General features: G+C 56.3%; 15 protein-coding genes. 10 read left to right on the top strand and 5 right to left on the bottom strand.

Going from position 1 to position 15,599, the window contains the following annotated elements; genetic code table 11:
* Nucleotides 1-44: 44 nt before the first annotated feature.
* Nucleotides 45-365, top strand: a complete 321-nt coding sequence (gene psiF, locus HVX72_RS16275) for a phosphate starvation-inducible protein PsiF (protein ID WP_060569081.1) — start codon at nt 45-47, stop codon at nt 363-365.
* A 114-nt stretch (nt 366-479) separates the two neighbouring features.
* Entirely contained in the window at nt 480-1,580 is a 1,101-nt protein-coding gene (gene adrA / locus HVX72_RS16270; RefSeq protein WP_181821886.1) for a diguanylate cyclase AdrA, read from the top strand.
* 15 nt (nt 1,581-1,595) lie between these two features.
* Here adrA and proC read toward each other — a convergent pair whose 3' ends face one another.
* Nucleotides 1,596-2,405 (bottom strand): pyrroline-5-carboxylate reductase, encoded by an 810-nt coding sequence (proC, locus tag HVX72_RS16265; RefSeq protein WP_042286044.1) that lies wholly within the window; start codon nt 2,403-2,405, stop codon nt 1,596-1,598.
* Nucleotides 2,406-2,553: 148 nt separating this feature from the next.
* On the opposite strand from proC, the gene HVX72_RS16260 reads away from it, so the two are divergent.
* The 5 genes from HVX72_RS16260 (at nt 2,554) to ppnP (ending at nt 5,252) form a co-directional block, all read left to right on the top strand.
* Nucleotides 2,554-3,003 carry a YaiI/YqxD family protein gene (locus HVX72_RS16260; RefSeq protein WP_042286041.1) on the top strand — a complete coding sequence of 150 codons (450 nt, stop codon included), beginning with the start codon at nt 2,554-2,556 and terminating at the stop codon, nt 3,001-3,003.
* 192 nt (nt 3,004-3,195) lie between these two features.
* On the top strand, nt 3,196-3,741 hold the full coding sequence (gene aroL, locus HVX72_RS16255) for a shikimate kinase AroL (RefSeq protein ID WP_181821885.1): 546 nt from the start codon (nt 3,196-3,198) through the stop codon (nt 3,739-3,741).
* A gap of 27 nt (nt 3,742-3,768) precedes the next feature.
* Complete coding sequence (gene yaiA / locus HVX72_RS16250; protein ID WP_042286035.1) at nt 3,769-3,960, top strand: protein YaiA; 192 nt, start codon at nt 3,769-3,771, stop codon at nt 3,958-3,960.
* A 259-nt stretch (nt 3,961-4,219) separates the two neighbouring features.
* Nucleotides 4,220-4,897: an AroM family protein gene (locus HVX72_RS16245; protein WP_042286031.1), complete on the top strand. Its 678-nt coding sequence runs from the start codon at nt 4,220-4,222 to the stop codon at nt 4,895-4,897.
* A gap of 70 nt (nt 4,898-4,967) precedes the next feature.
* Nucleotides 4,968-5,252, top strand: coding sequence for a pyrimidine/purine nucleoside phosphorylase (gene ppnP, locus HVX72_RS16240; RefSeq protein ID WP_042286027.1), 285 nt, complete (start codon nt 4,968-4,970; stop codon nt 5,250-5,252).
* A 66-nt stretch (nt 5,253-5,318) separates the two neighbouring features.
* On the opposite strand, the gene rdgC is transcribed toward ppnP, so the two are convergent.
* Nucleotides 5,319-6,230, bottom strand: coding sequence for a recombination-associated protein RdgC (gene rdgC / locus HVX72_RS16235; protein WP_042286024.1), 912 nt, complete (start codon nt 6,228-6,230; stop codon nt 5,319-5,321).
* Between the two features lie 127 nt (nt 6,231-6,357).
* Between rdgC and mak the strand changes: the two genes are divergently transcribed.
* Nucleotides 6,358-7,266: a fructokinase gene (mak, locus tag HVX72_RS16230; protein ID WP_042286021.1), complete on the top strand. Its 909-nt coding sequence runs from the start codon at nt 6,358-6,360 to the stop codon at nt 7,264-7,266.
* 36 nt (nt 7,267-7,302) lie between these two features.
* Here the strand turns inward: mak and araJ are convergent, their stop codons facing one another.
* From araJ to sbcD, 3 genes are all read right to left on the bottom strand, one after another.
* Complete coding sequence (araJ, locus tag HVX72_RS16225; RefSeq protein ID WP_181821884.1) at nt 7,303-8,481, bottom strand: MFS transporter AraJ; 1,179 nt, start codon at nt 8,479-8,481, stop codon at nt 7,303-7,305.
* Between the two features lie 207 nt (nt 8,482-8,688).
* Complete coding sequence (gene sbcC, locus HVX72_RS16220; protein ID WP_181821883.1) at nt 8,689-11,835, bottom strand: exonuclease subunit SbcC; 3,147 nt, start codon at nt 11,833-11,835, stop codon at nt 8,689-8,691.
* Nucleotides 11,832-13,034 carry an exonuclease subunit SbcD gene (gene sbcD / locus HVX72_RS16215; protein WP_042286014.1) on the bottom strand — a complete coding sequence of 401 codons (1,203 nt, stop codon included), beginning with the start codon at nt 13,032-13,034 and terminating at the stop codon, nt 11,832-11,834. Before sbcD ends, sbcC begins: the two co-directional genes overlap by 4 nt.
* A gap of 189 nt (nt 13,035-13,223) precedes the next feature.
* Between sbcD and phoB the strand changes: the two genes are divergently transcribed.
* Together phoB and phoR are read left to right on the top strand one after the other, a co-directional pair.
* Complete coding sequence (phoB, locus tag HVX72_RS16210; RefSeq protein ID WP_042286011.1) at nt 13,224-13,913, top strand: phosphate response regulator transcription factor PhoB; 690 nt, start codon at nt 13,224-13,226, stop codon at nt 13,911-13,913.
* A gap of 51 nt (nt 13,914-13,964) precedes the next feature.
* Complete coding sequence (phoR, locus tag HVX72_RS16205) at nt 13,965-15,260, top strand: phosphate regulon sensor histidine kinase PhoR (RefSeq protein WP_060569073.1); 1,296 nt, start codon at nt 13,965-13,967, stop codon at nt 15,258-15,260.
* Nucleotides 15,261-15,599 lie beyond the last annotated feature (339 nt).

The following is a 15,599-nucleotide window of genomic DNA, read 5'->3' as shown; positions in this document are numbered from 1 at the left end:
CGCGAAACGCTCGACTGTGTCCTGGTTCAAAAAAGGATGGTGCTATGAAAATAACATTACTGGTAACGCTATTATTTGGTCTGGTCTTTTTAACGACAGTCGGTGCTGCCGAGAAAACACTCACCCCACAACAACAGCGTATGACCACCTGTAATCAGCAGGCGACAGCGCAGGCGCTAAAAGGGGATGCCCGCAAGACGTACATGAGTAATTGCCTTAAAAACAGTCAATCCGATCCTAATGAGAAAAGCCTGACGCCGCAGCAGCAGAAAATGCGTGAGTGCAATTCTCAGGCGACACAGCAGTCGCTGAAAGGTGACGATCGCAGTAAGTTTATGAGCGCCTGCCTGAAGAAAGCGGCCTAAGCGCGTAGTGCTAACGGGTGAGCCGAGGGCATCGCTCACCCGAAATCTCATACTTTCCCCGCCACGCTCGTCTCTATAATTTGGGAAATTATTTCTAAATGTTCCCAAAAAATAATGAATGACGATAATTTTTACAAAAATCACATCGCGCCGGATGAGGGTGGTTACATCTCTTTGCAGCACGATCTTCAGCGCTCCGGACTGCGATTCGCCCGGCGCGTCAGGCTGCCGCGCGCGGTGGCGCTGGGCGGAATGTTCTTCCCCCTTGCGGCAACCCTGGTCAGCCAGCCGGTAGCAGGGGGCTGGTGGTTAGCGCTGGTTGGCTGGGCGTTCGTCTGGCCGCATCTGGCCTGGCAGATTGCCAGCAGGGCAAGCGATCCGCTGCATCGCGAGTTCAGCAATTTCAAAATAGATGCGATCTTCGCTGGCGTGTGGATTGGGCTGACTGGCGTTAACGCGCTGCCTTCCTGCGCGCTATTGATGATGATGGGGATGAATCTGATGGGCGCGGGCGGTTCGCGGTTGTTTTTCGCCGGAACGGTGCTGATGACATTATCCACCTTGCTGACACTGCAACTGACCGGCGGTGTGGTGTCGTTTTCCAGCACGCCGCTTGAAGGGGGACTAACGCTGCCTATTATCATCCTCTATCCGCTTTTATTTGCCTGGGTAAGTTACCAGACCGCGACAACGCTGGCGGAGCATAAGCGACGACTAAAGATCATGAGCACCCATGACGGGATGACAGGGGTCTTTAACCGGCGCCACTGGGAGATGCTACTGCGCGCGGAGTTTGAACGCTGTCGCCGGCAGCATTGCGACTGCACGCTCCTGATCATTGATATCGACCATTTCAAGGGAATTAATGACACCTGGGGACACGACGTCGGCGATGAGGCCATTCAGGCGCTGACCCGACAGCTACGGATGACCCTGCGTAGCAGCGACCTGATAGGCCGCTTTGGCGGCGATGAGTTTGCGGTCATTATGCATGGGACGCCAGCCGGCAATGCCATTGCGGCGATGTCGCGGGTTCACGAAGGACTTCGCGCATTACGTCTGCCCTGCGCTCCGCAGGTGATGGTGCATATCAGCGTTGGCGTTGCTCCGCTGACACCGCAGTTTAGCCATTATCGCGAATGGCTGAAGTCCGCCGATCTGGCGCTCTATAAAGCAAAGCACGCCGGACGTAACCGCACCGAAGTGGCGGCGTAACGTCCGGTTGCCTGCTCAGGACTTGCTGAGCTTCTCTGATTTTTCCATACACTTCGCCATCGCTTCGATCACCGCAGCCCGGAACCCGCGCTCTTCGAGGACGCGTACCGCTTCGATGGTGGTACCGCCCGGCGAGCAGACCATATCTTTCAACGCCCCCGGATGCTCACCGGTTTCCAGTACCATCTTTGCGGAACCCATCACCGCCTGGGCGGCAAATTTATAGGCCTGGGCGCGCGGCATTCCACCCAGCACGGCGGCATCGGCCATCGCTTCGATAAACATAAAGACATAGGCAGGCGCGGAGCCGCTGACCCCGACAACCGGATGAATCATCGACTCAGCAATGACCTCCGCTTCGCCAAAGCAGCGGAAAATGTTCAGTACGTCAGCAGTATCTTCAGGCGTCACCAGCGCATTTGGCGTAATGGAGGTCATCCCGGCATTGACCAGCGACGGCGTGTTTGGCATCGCACGAACGATTTTACGGTCATGTCCCAGCGCGCGAGCCAACTGATCCAGCGTAACGCCCGCGGCAATCGACACCACCAGCGATTCTTTATTCAGGCTGGAGGTGATATCGCTCAGCACTTTGATCATGATGCCGGGCTTCACGGCGCCAAAAACAATATCAGCGATCTGCGCCACTTCCTGGGCGGATTGCGCAGCGTTAATGCCGTACTGGTCGCGCAGCGCGGCGACTTTTTCAGGGGAAGGCGTGTAAACCCAAATCTGGCCGGGGAGCACCTGACCGCTGGCAATCAGGCCGCCGAGGATCGCTTTACCCATATTACCGCAGCCGATAAAACCGATTTTCTTATCCATCTCGTCACTCCCTATTGCGTGATAATTGTTGTTTTGACTGATAAAGCCTAGCTTAACGCGTTATGAAAGAGCCATGAAGGGCAAACAGCACTTTGCCGCAGGGCAAAAGCACGCGACAATAGAAAATTGCCTCTTAACGGGAAACAGTATGACGATTTGGGTTGATGCGGATGCGTGTCCGAACGTAATTAAAGAGATCCTTTTTCGCGCCGCCGGGCGAATGCAACAGACGTTGATCCTGGTGGCGAACCAGACCCTGCGCGTTCCACCGTCGCCGTTTATCCGCACGCTGCGCGTGCCCGCCGGTTTTGATGTGGCGGATAACGAAATCGTGCGCCAGTGCGCAGCAGGCGATCTGGTGATCACCGCGGATATTCCGCTGGCATCGGAAGTGCTGGCGAAAGGCGCCGCAGCGCTCAACCCGCGCGGGGAGCGTTACACCGAGTCGACGATCCGCGAGCGTCTGACCATGCGCGACTTTATGGATACCCTCCGCGCCAGCGGCATCCAGACCGGCGGGCCGGACAGCCTCTCGCCGCGTGACCGCCAGCACTTCGCGGCTGAGCTGGAGAAGTGGTGGCGGGAAGCTCAGCGCTGAAAAGGATGATGTAATTTATTTTTTACAGTTTTCTCAGCACTGTTTCTTGTTATAGTAGGGATATATTGTTATTTTTAGTTCGAGGTGGAAATTAATGTTTACACTTTGGGCTGTCTACGCATTGGGTGGTATGATTATTACTTTCACGACATTTTATTCCGCAACGTCGCGGCTTTTTGGGGAATTCCCGGTATGACGCAACCGCTTTATCTTGTGGGTCCGCGTGGATGTGGAAAGACAACGGTTGGCATGGCGCTGGCGTCGGCAATTAACTGCCGCTTTGTCGATACCGACCAATGGCTACAGTCGCAGATGCAAATGACAGTGGCGGAGATCGTTGAACGGGAAGGCTGGCCTGGGTTTCGCGCCCGGGAAACCGCCGCGCTGGAAGCGGTCACTGCCCCTGCGACGGTCGTGGCTACGGGCGGCGGCATTATTCTGACGGAATACAATCGTCACTTCATGCGCGAAAACGGCATTGTCGTTTATTTAAGCGCGCCGGTGTCCACGCTGGTGGGACGCCTGGAAGCGTCGCCTGAAGAAGAACTGCGCCCGGCGCTAACCGGCAAACCGCTCAGTGAAGAGGTGCGAGAGGTGCTTGCCCAGCGCGACATATTGTATCGCCAGGCGGCCCATTTCATCATTGATGCGTCAAACGCGCCCGACCAGGTGATTTCTGAAATTCGGGGCGCGCTGGCGCAGGTTACGCAGCGTAAACAAGGCGGCGTCTATACTTAAGGTTCATTCTGACAAAAAGGAAGAGCCATGCCGACCAGACCTCCTTATCCACGGGAAGCGTATATTGTCACCATTGAGAAAGGCGCACCGGGTCAGACCGTGACCTGGTATCAGTTGCGTGCCGATCACCCGAAACCCGACTCGTTAATCAGCGAGCATCCGACGGCGCAAGAAGCGATGGATGCGAAAAAGCGTTACGAAGATCCTGAAAAAAGCTGACGCCACAAGCGACTCGGAATGGATTCTGAGTTATCCCTAAACCGAAGCTGCATCACATATTTCGCAGATGACATTTTGTTTCAAAAAACGAACATTAAACGATAACAATATTTTACTGGAATCATCTGGAATCTTTACATAATACTTTGCCCATCTCCTGCTACGCTTTTTTGCATTTGAATTTGCATCAGGCAAATGTCGGCAGTGGCGTAGAGCATTTGTTCGCAAATAAACGACGAAATATAAAAAGGTGGCAAAAATGAGCGCGTCGTTGGCAATTCTCACTATCGGCGTTGTACCCACGAGCGAAATCCTGCCGCTCCTGACGGAGTACATCGACGAACAGCACATTACCCATCACAGCCTGCTTGGAAAAATGAACCGTGAAGATGTGCTCACGGATTATAAAATTGACGCAGGAGAAGCACCGCTATTAACCCTGCTTAGCGATAATCAACCGGCCCATGTCTCTAAACAAAAAGTCGAACGCGATCTGCAAAGCGTTATTGAGGTGCTGGATAACCAGGGTTACGACATTATTCTTTTGATGAGCACCGCGAGCATCAGAAGTATGACCGCGCGTAACAGTATTCTGCTGGAGCCGCGACGAATTATCCCGCCGCTGGTGGCCTCTATCGTTGACGGACATCAGGTGGGCGTTATCGTGCCGGTCGAGGAGCTTATGTCTGCCCAGGCGGAAAAGTGGCAGGTGCTGGCGTCGCCGCCGGTTTATTCACTGGCGAATCCGGTGCATGGCAGCGTCCAGCAGTTGATCGACGCCGGCAAAGCGCTGCTTGAGCAGGGCGCGGATGTGATTATGCTGGATTGCCTGGGATTTCATCAGCGTCACCGCGATGTGCTGCAAAAGTCGTTGGATGTGCCGGTCTTGCTCTCTAATGTATTGATTGCACGGCTGGCTTCTGAATTGCTGGTTTAATTTTGCGTGACAGGCGAAAGGTCAGGACCCTATATTGGGAGTGAATTTAATCACCAGACAGGGTCAGTTTATGCTTCAAAGTAACGAATACTTTTCCGGCAAAGTGAAATCGATCGGCTTTACCAGCAGCAGCACTGGCCGCGCCAGCGTTGGCGTGATGCTGGAAGGGGAATACACGTTTGGTACCGCAGAGCCGGAAGAAATGACGGTAGTGAGCGGCGCGTTGAATGTCCTGTTGCCGGGCGCAACCGAATGGAAAGTGTATGCCGCCGGCGAGGTATTTAACGTCCCTGGCCACAGTGAGTTCCATTTGCAGGTGGCGGAGCCGACCTCCTACCTTTGCCGCTATCTGTAAACGAGAAAGGCCGGATAGCGACACAAAAGCGTCTTGTCCGGCCTTTCCTTGCGCAGCAACCGCGCTTTAGCGCTGGGCTTCTCCACCCAGGCCTTCCACCAGATTCTGGATCAACGCCGCCAGCTCTCCGGTCATCAGGATAAAGTCAGCGTCGAAACGCTGGGCGAAATCTTCCCGATCGATATCTTCGTTTTGATCGCGCAGTTCGTCGCTGAATTTCAGACGCTTAATCGAACCGTCATCGCAAACCATAAACTGAATGCGCTGCTGCCAGTCGAGGGCCAGCTTGGTCACCACTTTACCGGCTTCAATGTGCACCGCGATTTCGTCGCTCACCAGATCCTGTTTTTTCGCCCGGATCACGCCGCCATCTTCCAGCATCGCTTTCAGTTCGGCTTCGTCCAGCAACTGGAAGCCCTGAGCCACGGTGCCGGAACGCACCCATTCAGTGAGCGTCAATTCGATCGGATTTTCCAGCGCCAGCGGAACCACCGGCAGCGAACCGAGGCATTTACGCAGCAGCGCCAGCGTATCTTCCGCTTTTTTGGCGCTGGCGCAGTCCACCATAATCAGCCCGTTAACCGTGTCGATCCACATCATTGTCTGGCTGAAGCGACTGAAGGCGCGCGGCAACAGAGAATGCAGCACTTCATCCTTCAGCGAATCTTTTTCCGTTTTTTTCAGCTTACGCGCTTGCTCGGCTTCCAGTTTGGCGATCTTCGCTTCCAGCGCCTGTTTGATGACCGGCGAAGGCAGGATCTTCTCTTCTTTACGCGCGCAAATCAGGATCTGGCCGTTGTGGGCATGCGTAAGTGCATCGCTGTGCGATCCCATTGGCGGCACCCAGCCCATTTTGGCCATATCCTGGCTACCGCAAGGGGTAAACGTCATTGAGGCTAGCTGTTTTTCCATCTCTTCAGCGCGCAACGAAATATCGCGGCTAAGACGGTAAACCATTAAATTTTTGAACCACAGCATGATAATTTCCACGGCCTTGTCGTTAAATCCAGCGCGTATAGTAGCGAATTGTCGGCGGCCTTGCATTGCTTAAGCGAAAGCCCGACTCTACGCTATTGATATTGCCGAAAAAAATAAGGAGTGGCCTGTGCGTATAGGTATTGACCTTGGCGGTACCAAAACGGAAGTGATTGCGCTCGGCGAGGCGGGGGAGCAATTGTTCCGCCATCGCCTGCCGACGCCGCGTGAGGATTATCAGCAAACTATTGAGACCATTGCGACGTTGGTCGCCATGGCCGAACGCGCTACCGGGCAGACGGGAACGGTCGGAATAGGCATTCCCGGTTCCCTGTCGCCCTACACCGGCGTGGTGAAAAACGCCAATTCGACCTGGCTTAACGGACAGCCATTCGACCGCGATCTGTGCGCGCGTTTGCAGCGTGAGGTGCGCCTGGCGAATGACGCAAACTGTCTGGCGGTTTCTGAAGCGGTCGACGGCGCGGCTGCCGGAGCGCAAACGGTGTTTGCGGTGATTATTGGTACCGGCTGCGGCGCAGGCGTTGCGCTGAACGGACGGGCGCACATCGGAGGGAACGGTACGGCGGGCGAGTGGGGGCATAATCCATTGCCGTGGATGGATGAAGATGAACTTCGCTATCGCGAGGAGGTGCCCTGCTATTGTGGCAAACAGGGGTGTATTGAAACGTTTATCTCCGGCACCGGCTTCGCGACCGATTACCACCGCCTGAGCGGGCATCCGCTGCAGGGCAGCGACATCATGCAGCGTGTGGCGGCGCAGGATCCGGTGGCCGAGCTGGCGTTAAGCCGCTACGAGCTGCGGCTGGCGAAATCGCTTGCCCATGTAGTGAACATACTCGATCCGGATGCGATCGTGCTGGGCGGCGGGATGAGCAATGTCGATCGTTTGTATAAAACCGTTCCGACGCTTATCAAACAGTTTGTCTTTGGCGGTGAGTGTGAAACGCCAATCCGTAAAGCGCTACACGGCGACTCCAGCGGCGTGCGCGGCGCCGCGTGGCTGTGGCCGCAAGGGTAATATTCCTGCGGGCAGAAAGTGTAGGCCGGACGCGCGTCAGCGCCCTCCGGCCACCGGTGACACCGGGTGCTGTCGGCGCTTAACGCGTCCATACGTCAACAATGACGCCATTGCTGTAAACGACAGCAGGGCGGCGGGCAGCGCCACATAGTGATAGGCAAAACCCAGCGTCAGCATCATTCCGCCGCAGTATGCGCCAATAGCGCTCCCGAGATTAAAGGCGATTTGCCCCCCTGCCGCGCCCAGCAGTTCGCCGCCTTTGGCATTTTCCAGCAGCAGGATCTGCAGCGGCGCGGAAAGGGCAAACAGTCCGGCGCAGCAGATAAACGCAAACGTCAGCGACGCGACTTTTATCCCGCCCACGTAAAAGAGCAGCAGCAGACACAGGACGATGACAAAGTCGGTTGTCGCCGCGATCCGAAGCGGAGAAAAGCGACCCGATAACCGTCCGCTAAGCAGGTTGCCCAGTACCATCCCCAGCCCGACCAGCATCATGATGAAAGTCATGACCGTCTCGCTGAAGCCGGAAACGTAAATCATGTACGGTTTGATATAGCTGAACCAGGCGAAAACCCCGGCATTGCCGAACAGGGTGGCGGAAAATATCAGCCATGGCGCGGGGCTTTTCAGGAAATGAAACTGTTCACGCAGCTTTCCTTTCGCTTCATCATGCAGATCAGGCACCCAGAAACCGATCGAGACCATCACCGCAACGTTAAACACGGCGATCAGCAAAAAGGTATAGCGCCAGCTGAATTCATGGCTGAGAAACGTCCCGAGCGGGATGCCAACCAGATTTGCGACGGTCATTCCGGCCACCATCCCCGCCACGGCGGCGGTGACTTTTCCCGGCCGGACGAGTTTAGACAGAATTATCGCGCCCACGCCAAAGAAAGCGCCGTGCGGAAAGCCGGAGACCAGCCTGCCGACCGCCAGCATGGCGTAAGAAGAGGAGAGGGTAAATATCGCGTTGCCGATGACGCACAGGGTCACCAGAAACAGCAGAATATGCTTGAGCGAAAAGCGACTGGAAAAAAGGGCGATAATGGGGGCGCCCAGCACCACGCCAAATGCGTAGTACGAGATCATATGTCCGGCGGCGGGAATCGAAATGCCAACGTCGCGGGCTAATTCCGTTAATATCCCCATGATGCCGAATTCGGCCATGCCCAGCCCAAACGTCCCGAGCGCTAAAGAAAAAATAACCTTGTTCATACCACCTGCTATTATTGTGCGCGGGTTAAGCGCAACGGCTGCGCATTGCCGCAGCCAATCGCGTCATAGCTTGCGGTTAAGTCGGGCGGAATGCCATTCCTTATTCGTCTCTGAGTATTGACGATCGTGCTAACGCATCGGTCTTTGCCGGATGGCGGCGTGACTGTTGAGCAGGCCGGATAAGCGAAACGCCACCCGGCATGCCATTTACTTCGTCACCGCAAACAGGGGGTCAAGTTTGCTATAACCGAGCCCGTTGATTTTCTTCACCTTAATTTGCACCGGGATCCGCTCTTTCATCGCCTCCACATGGCTTATCACGCCGATGGTCTTGCCGCTGGCGTTCAGCGCATCCAGCGCATCCAGCGCGGTGTCCAGCGTTTCGCTATCAAGGGTGCCGAAACCTTCATCGAGAAACAGCGAATCAATGCGCGTTTTGTGGCTCACTAGATCCGAAAGCGCCAGTGCCAGCGCGAGGCTGACGAGGAAACTCTCGCCGCCGGAAAGGGTGCGGGTATCACGCACGGCGTCCGCCTGCCAGGTATCCACCACCTCCAGCTCCAGCGCGTCGCTGGCTTTTCGCGAAAGCAAATAGCGACCATGCAAACGCGTGAGCTGGTTATTCGCCAGCCAGACCAGATTATCCAGCGTCAGGCCCTGAGCGAATTTACGGAACTTATCACCCTCTTTTGAGCCAATAAGCGCGTTCAGATAGCCCCAGTCCTCAACCTGCTGGCTGGCGCTGGCGATCGCCAGCATCAGGCTTTGCTGTTGTTGTCGATTGTCGGCGTCCTGCTTCAACTGCTGGCGAATCTCTCCCTGCCGGGTGGCGTTTTCGCGTAGCTGGCCGTTGAGCTGCGCGGCATCCGCCTGGATCTGCGCAATCGATAAGGTGGGATCCAGATCGGCAGGCGGCTGTTGCTGATGCGTCGCCAGTGCCTGCGTGGACTGTGCCGCTAACGTGCGGGCCTGCTGCAACTGGTTTTCCAGCGACTGCCTGAGTTGTTCAAGGCGCGCGAGGGTCTCCTCATCCAGCAACGCGGCGAGAAACGCCGCCTGATCGGCAAACATGCTGCTTTCCAGCGCCGCCGTAAACTGCGTTTGGGCTTCGCTGGCGCGCTGATTCTCGTTCACCGCCTGTTGCTCTAATGTTTGCAACTGGCTTTGCAGCGACAGACAGTCGTCGTGCACCTGACGCCAGTGGTCCAGCGAAACCGGCGCAGGATCTTCTGAATCCGCCTCGGCTGGGGGCAGGGTCTCGAGTAGTGGGGTCAACTGCGCGATACGCGCCTGCAGTTCGTTAAGCTCGGTCTGCTTTTGTTGCCACGTCTGCGCCTCCGCAGCGCGTGCGTGTAGCCACGCCTCTTCGTGCCCCTCGTCCGGCAGGGAGAGTGCGTAGCGACTGAGCTGCGCGGTCAGCGTCGCCTGACGCTGGTTAATCTGCTGACTAAACTGCGTGATCTGCTGTTGATGCGCGACGAGTTGCGCGTCCAGAGCATGGCGTTGGCTGAGCTGGTAAAGCTGTTTTTCATGATCGTCCTGCGCCGTTAGCCAGGGTTGAATATCATCCTGTGGCTGCAGCGTGATATTGAGATCGCGAATTAATGCCTGCCATTCAACAGTGAGCGCTTGCTCATCTTTCGCCAGCGCCTGCGCTTCGTTCTCGTCGCGCTGCACCTGTTGCTTCAGGGCGTCGCACTGCCCGCGCAGCGTGGCGCCTTGTTCCGCCAGCGCGTTGACCTCTTTTTCCAGCGCGTCACGTCGCGCCTGATTGACGCTGAGTTCGAGCGCCTGATAGGCCGCTACCGCCGGATGCGTGGTCGAGCCGCAAAGCGGACAGGGCTGTCCGGACTGCAACAGCGCGCGCTGGCTTTCGAGATCTTTAATTCGCGCTTCCTGTTCACAGAGGGTTTTGACGTCGAGGTAATGCTGGTTTTTCTCTTTATACTGCTGGCGCCTGGCGTCCAGTTGCGCGGTTTGCTCCGCCAGCGTGCGCGTATTCTGCGCAATCAGCATTTTAAGCTGCTCCAGACGCTTAATGTTGGGGGCGAGCTGACCATGCAGCGCCAGCAGGCGCTGGCGAGTCGGGCGCTGTCGCGCATGCTGGGCCAGCGCTGTGGTAACCTCATCTGGCGTGAGGGCGAGGGTCAGCGTCGGCAATGCTTCCCGCTTGCGGGTATCTGACGCCAGCTGTTGCCGCCATTTCTCCCGCTGGACGGCGTCGCTGGCCTGCTGGGCAAACAGCGCCCGCCAGCCGCCCAGTTCGTTGCTCCACATGCGGAAGCGATCGTGTTCGCTAAGCCAGGCCGTCAGCGTTTGCTGAGCGTTTACCAGCGTCGCGGACTGCTGTTGCGTATAGCGGCGAATACGGCTGCGCAGCGTAAGCGTACTTTGTAAGCGAGCATTTACTTCTTGAATCTGCTGGCGGGTGCGGGAAAGGATAGCGGATTGTTCCTGAATACGTTCCCAGTGTGGGCGTAACGCTCTGGCCGGCTGAGCCAGGTTCAGCGGCGCAAGCTGCGGCTGGGCCTGCTGTAATGCCGCTTGCGCTGTTTCCAGCGCCTGCTGCCGACGCTGTGTTTCCGCGTGCAGTTCGTGCTGCCGCGTCAGCCAGTTCAGGTGCTGTTGCAGGGTTGACTGCCGCGCGGCAAGCTGTTGTTCTTCGTCAGTGAGCGCCTGCAAACGTTCATTCAGCGCCTGTCGCGCCTCAGGCGCTAACAGCGCGACGCCGCTGGCCTGCGCCTGAAGTTTCTCCAGATCGGCCCGCGCGGTTTTGTGTTGATCAAATACCTTCGCCGAAATTTGTCCGTAGATTTCCGTCCCGGTCAGCTCCTCCAGCAGTTCTGCGCGCTCCTTCGGCTTAGCATTGAGGAAGGCGGCGAATTGTCCCTGAGAGAGCAGCATTGAGCGGGTAAAGCGTCCGTAGTCCAGACCGGTCAGGTCGGCGGTCATCTCAAGCTTATCTTTCACCTTATCGGCAAGAATTTTCCCGTCGGCGCAGCGCGCCAGCTCCACGCGCGGCGCTTGTAAATTGCCGTCAGGCTGGTTGCGGGCGCGGTTCTGGCTCCAGAATGCGCGGTAGGCTTCGCCTTTTACCTCAAATTCCACTTCCGCCAGACATTCAGCGGTGTCGCGGGTCATCAGATCGTTTTGCGACTGTGAAACAGTATTCAGACGCGGCGTCTCGTGGTAGAGCGCCAGACAGATGGCGTCCAGCAGCGTCGTTTTTCCGGCGCCCGTGGGGCCGGTGATGGCGAACAGACCGTTACTGGCGAAGGGTTCAGCAGTAAAATCTACCTTCCATTCCCCTTTCAGCGAGTTGAGATTTTTCAGGCGCAGGCTGAGAATCTTCATGCGTCATCCTCCCCGGACAGCGTCTGTAAGGTGGTGTGAAACAGCGAGATCAGGCGCTGGCGCTGAGGATCGTCGAGTGCCTCCAGGGCCAGACGGCGGGTAAACACCTCGTCAACGCTCAGCTCGCTCAGCGTTTCCCGTCGTTCGTTGCTCAGCATACGTTCGCGCTGTTCGCGACTGCGGCGCACCAGCAGCACTTCCACGGGCAACGTTTCGGTCAGCGCCTGGATCTTGCGCTGCATATCATGCAGGTATTCGTCGGTGGTGATCTCAATATCCAGCCAGACCGGCGGCGTTTGCGGCGCGTCACGCCACTGTTCAAGCTGCTCAGTGATAGCGGCGAAATCGCCTTTCAGTACCGCCAGCGGCTGTGTTACCGGCACAGTGAGGTTGTCGACGCTCGCCAGTTTGCCGTTTTCAAAGCTCACCAGATGGACGCATTTATGTTTACCGCACTCGTCAAAGCTCAGGGCGATGGGGGAGCCGCAGTAACGGATGTGCCCGGTACCGCCAATCTGCTGCGCACGGTGGATATGACCCAGCGCGATATAATCGGCGGGAGGGAAATTTTGCGCGGGAAACGCATCGAGGGTGCCAATATAAATGTCACGCACCGCGTCACTTTTACTCGCGCCGACGGTAGTCAGGTGACCGGTGGCGATAATCGGCAGCGTGTGTTCGCCGCGCAGGGCGCAGGCGGCCTGATACTGTTGCTGATAGTAGTCGGTGATGGCGCTCAGCAGGTGCTGCTGTTTTTCCAGACCACTCAATCCGGCCTGACTGGTAACGATGTCGCGCGGGCGTAAAAAGGGAATTGGGCACAGTACCGCGCCGGGCGTTCCGTCGCGGCGATGCAGAAGCTGTGGACCGTGTCCGGCGCTGGCGACAACGGTGGTATTCAGAAAGGCGAGAATTTCGCGGGACTCGTTGAGCGTGGCGACGGAGTCATGGTTGCCCGCCAGCACCACCAGATGACAGCCAGTTTGCTGTAAATTGACGACAAAACGGTTGTACAGTTCGCGGGCGTAGCTTGGCGGCGAGCCGGTATCAAAAATGTCACCTGCGACAATAATGGCATCCACCTGCTGCTCGGTCGCCGTTGCCAGCAGCCAGTCAAGAAAGGCCTGGTGCTCAGCGGCGCGGCTTTTGCTGTAAAAATTCTGTCCAAGATGCCAGTCAGAGGTGTGTAAGATGCGCATAACGGTTCCATGGCAAAAAAGCGTGGCGGGGATTATACCTTTTCACGGACGGTAATATCTCCTGTATGGCTTGTAATAAATCAACAACCTGTCATCAGCCTGCGCTATCTTTTTCATAAATCTGTCATAAAAGTGACGCATAATGACGCCGCATTGATGACTAGCAATTTATCTAAAACAGGGCAAATCATGGCGAGACGTATTCTGGTCGTAGAAGATGAAGCTCCAATTCGCGAAATGGTCTGCTTCGTGCTCGAGCAAAATGGCTTTCAGCCTGTCGAAGCCGAAGATTATGACAGTGCGGTGAACCAACTTAACGAACCCTGGCCGGATCTGATCCTCCTTGACTGGATGTTGCCTGGCGGTTCTGGTCTCCAGTTTATTAAACACCTCAAACGCGAAGCGATGACCCGGGATATTCCGGTGATGATGCTCACCGCCAGAGGCGAAGAAGAAGACCGCGTGCGCGGCCTGGAAACCGGCGCAGACGACTACATAACCAAGCCGTTTTCCCCGAAAGAACTGGTGGCGCGTATCAAAGCCGTTATGCGCCGCATTTCGCCTATGGCAGTGGAAGAGGTGATCGAGATGCAGGGGCTGAGCCTGGACCCGACCTCCCACCGCGTCATGACCGGCGAAAACCCTCTCGATATGGGGCCGACGGAATTCAAGTTACTGCACTTCTTTATGACTCACCCGGAACGCGTTTACAGCCGTGAACAGTTGTTGAACCACGTCTGGGGCACTAACGTTTACGTTGAGGATCGCACGGTTGATGTGCATATTCGACGTCTGCGCAAGGCGCTGGAAACCAGCGGTCATGACCGGATGGTTCAGACGGTACGTGGGACAGGGTATCGTTTTTCAACCCGCTTCTGAAGGGTAAAACAAGCGCCAGGCGCAGGCCTGGCTCAGAACGGAGTATGACGCGTGCTGGAAAGACTGTCATGGAAAAGGCTGGTGCTGGAACTGATACTTTGCTGTATCCCGGCCTTTATCCTCAGCGCTATTTTTGGTTACCTGCCGTGGTTTTTGTTGGCGTCGGTAACGGGACTGCTCATCTGGCATTTCTGGAATTTGTTACGCCTGTCATGGTGGCTGTGGGTTGACCGCAGTATGACGCCGCCGCCGGGCAGCGGAAGCTGGGAGCCGCTGTTGTACGGGCTGCATCAGATGCAGCTGCGTAACAAAAAACGTCGGCGTGAACTGGGAAACCTGATCAAACGCTTTCGCAGCGGGGCGGAGTCGCTACCGGATGCGGTGGTATTAACCACCGAAGAGGGCGGAATTTTTTGGTGTAACGGCCTGGCGCAACAGGTGCTGGGGCTACGCTGGCCCGACGATAACGGGCAGAATATCCTGAACTTGCTGCGTTATCCTGAGTTCACTCACTATCTCAAAACGCGTGATTTCACCCGGCCGCTGAATCTGGTGCTCAATACCGGACGGCATCTGGAGATTCGCGTGATGCCTTATACCGACAAGCAGTTGCTGATGGTCGCCCGGGACGTGACCCAGATGCATCAGCTTGAAGGGGCGCGACGCAACTTCTTTGCCAACGTCAGCCACGAGCTACGCACGCCGCTCACTGTGCTGCAGGGGTATCTGGAAATGATGCACGAACAGCCGCTGGAAGGGGCCACGCGCGAGAAAGCGTTGCTGACGATGCGCGAACAGACTTTCCGGATGGAAGGACTGGTGAAACAATTGCTGACGCTGTCGAAGATTGAAGCCTCGCCGACGCTGTTGCTCAATGAGCAGGTCGATGTGCCGATGATGTTGCGCATGGTGGAACGCGAAGCGCAAACGCTGAGCCAGAATAAGCACACCTTCAGCTTTGAGGTCGATAATCAGCTTAAGGTGCTGGGGAATGAAGAACAGTTGCGTAGCGCGATTTCTAACCTGGTGTATAACGCGGTAAACCATACGCCGGAAGGAACCCACATAACTGTGCGTTGGCACGCTGTGCCGCACGGTGCGGCGTTCAGCGTGGAGGATAATGGTCCGGGGATCGCGCCGGAACACTTGCCGCGTCTGACCGAGCGTTTTTACCGCGTCGACAAGGCCCGTTCGCGGCAAACTGGCGGCAGTGGGCTCGGGCTGGCCATCGTTAAACATGCGGTGAATCATCATGAAAGCCGCTTATCGATTGACAGTGAACTGGGCAAAGGCACGCGCTTTAGTTTTGTGCTGCCGGAACGTTTAATTGCCAAAAAATCGGCTTAATGCCCGATCGTAAGGCTATCTTTCCATAAGCCAGCGAATGCTGGCTTATTTTGTTTGCGGTTAAGAACAGTCCACTAAATTTCGCAACGTCTGGTCGTTTTTTGTTCGCATGATAAGCCATGACTTTTTCTTAAGAATGGTGTTTTATGCCAACTCTGAATTCGATATCGCGATAATGTTCCGGTTTTTAGATCCCTCCTTGCTTTAAAACGTTATAAGCGTTTAAATTGCGCCCCAGATGCTGGCGGTCTGACTGCATTCAGGCGGTAATTCGAAAAACTATTCTTCGCCGCGCCAGCCCAGGAGCATATCCCGCTGGAATTGCTTAAAAAATCCGCT

The sequence above is a fragment of the Citrobacter sp. RHB21-C05 genome, assembly GCF_013889015.1.
In the GTDB taxonomy this organism is placed as follows: Bacteria; Pseudomonadota; Gammaproteobacteria; order Enterobacterales; family Enterobacteriaceae; genus Citrobacter_A; species Citrobacter_A sedlakii.
The sequence above is the reverse complement of the archived record's forward strand: the minus strand, read 5'-3'. Positions and strand labels throughout refer to the sequence as shown.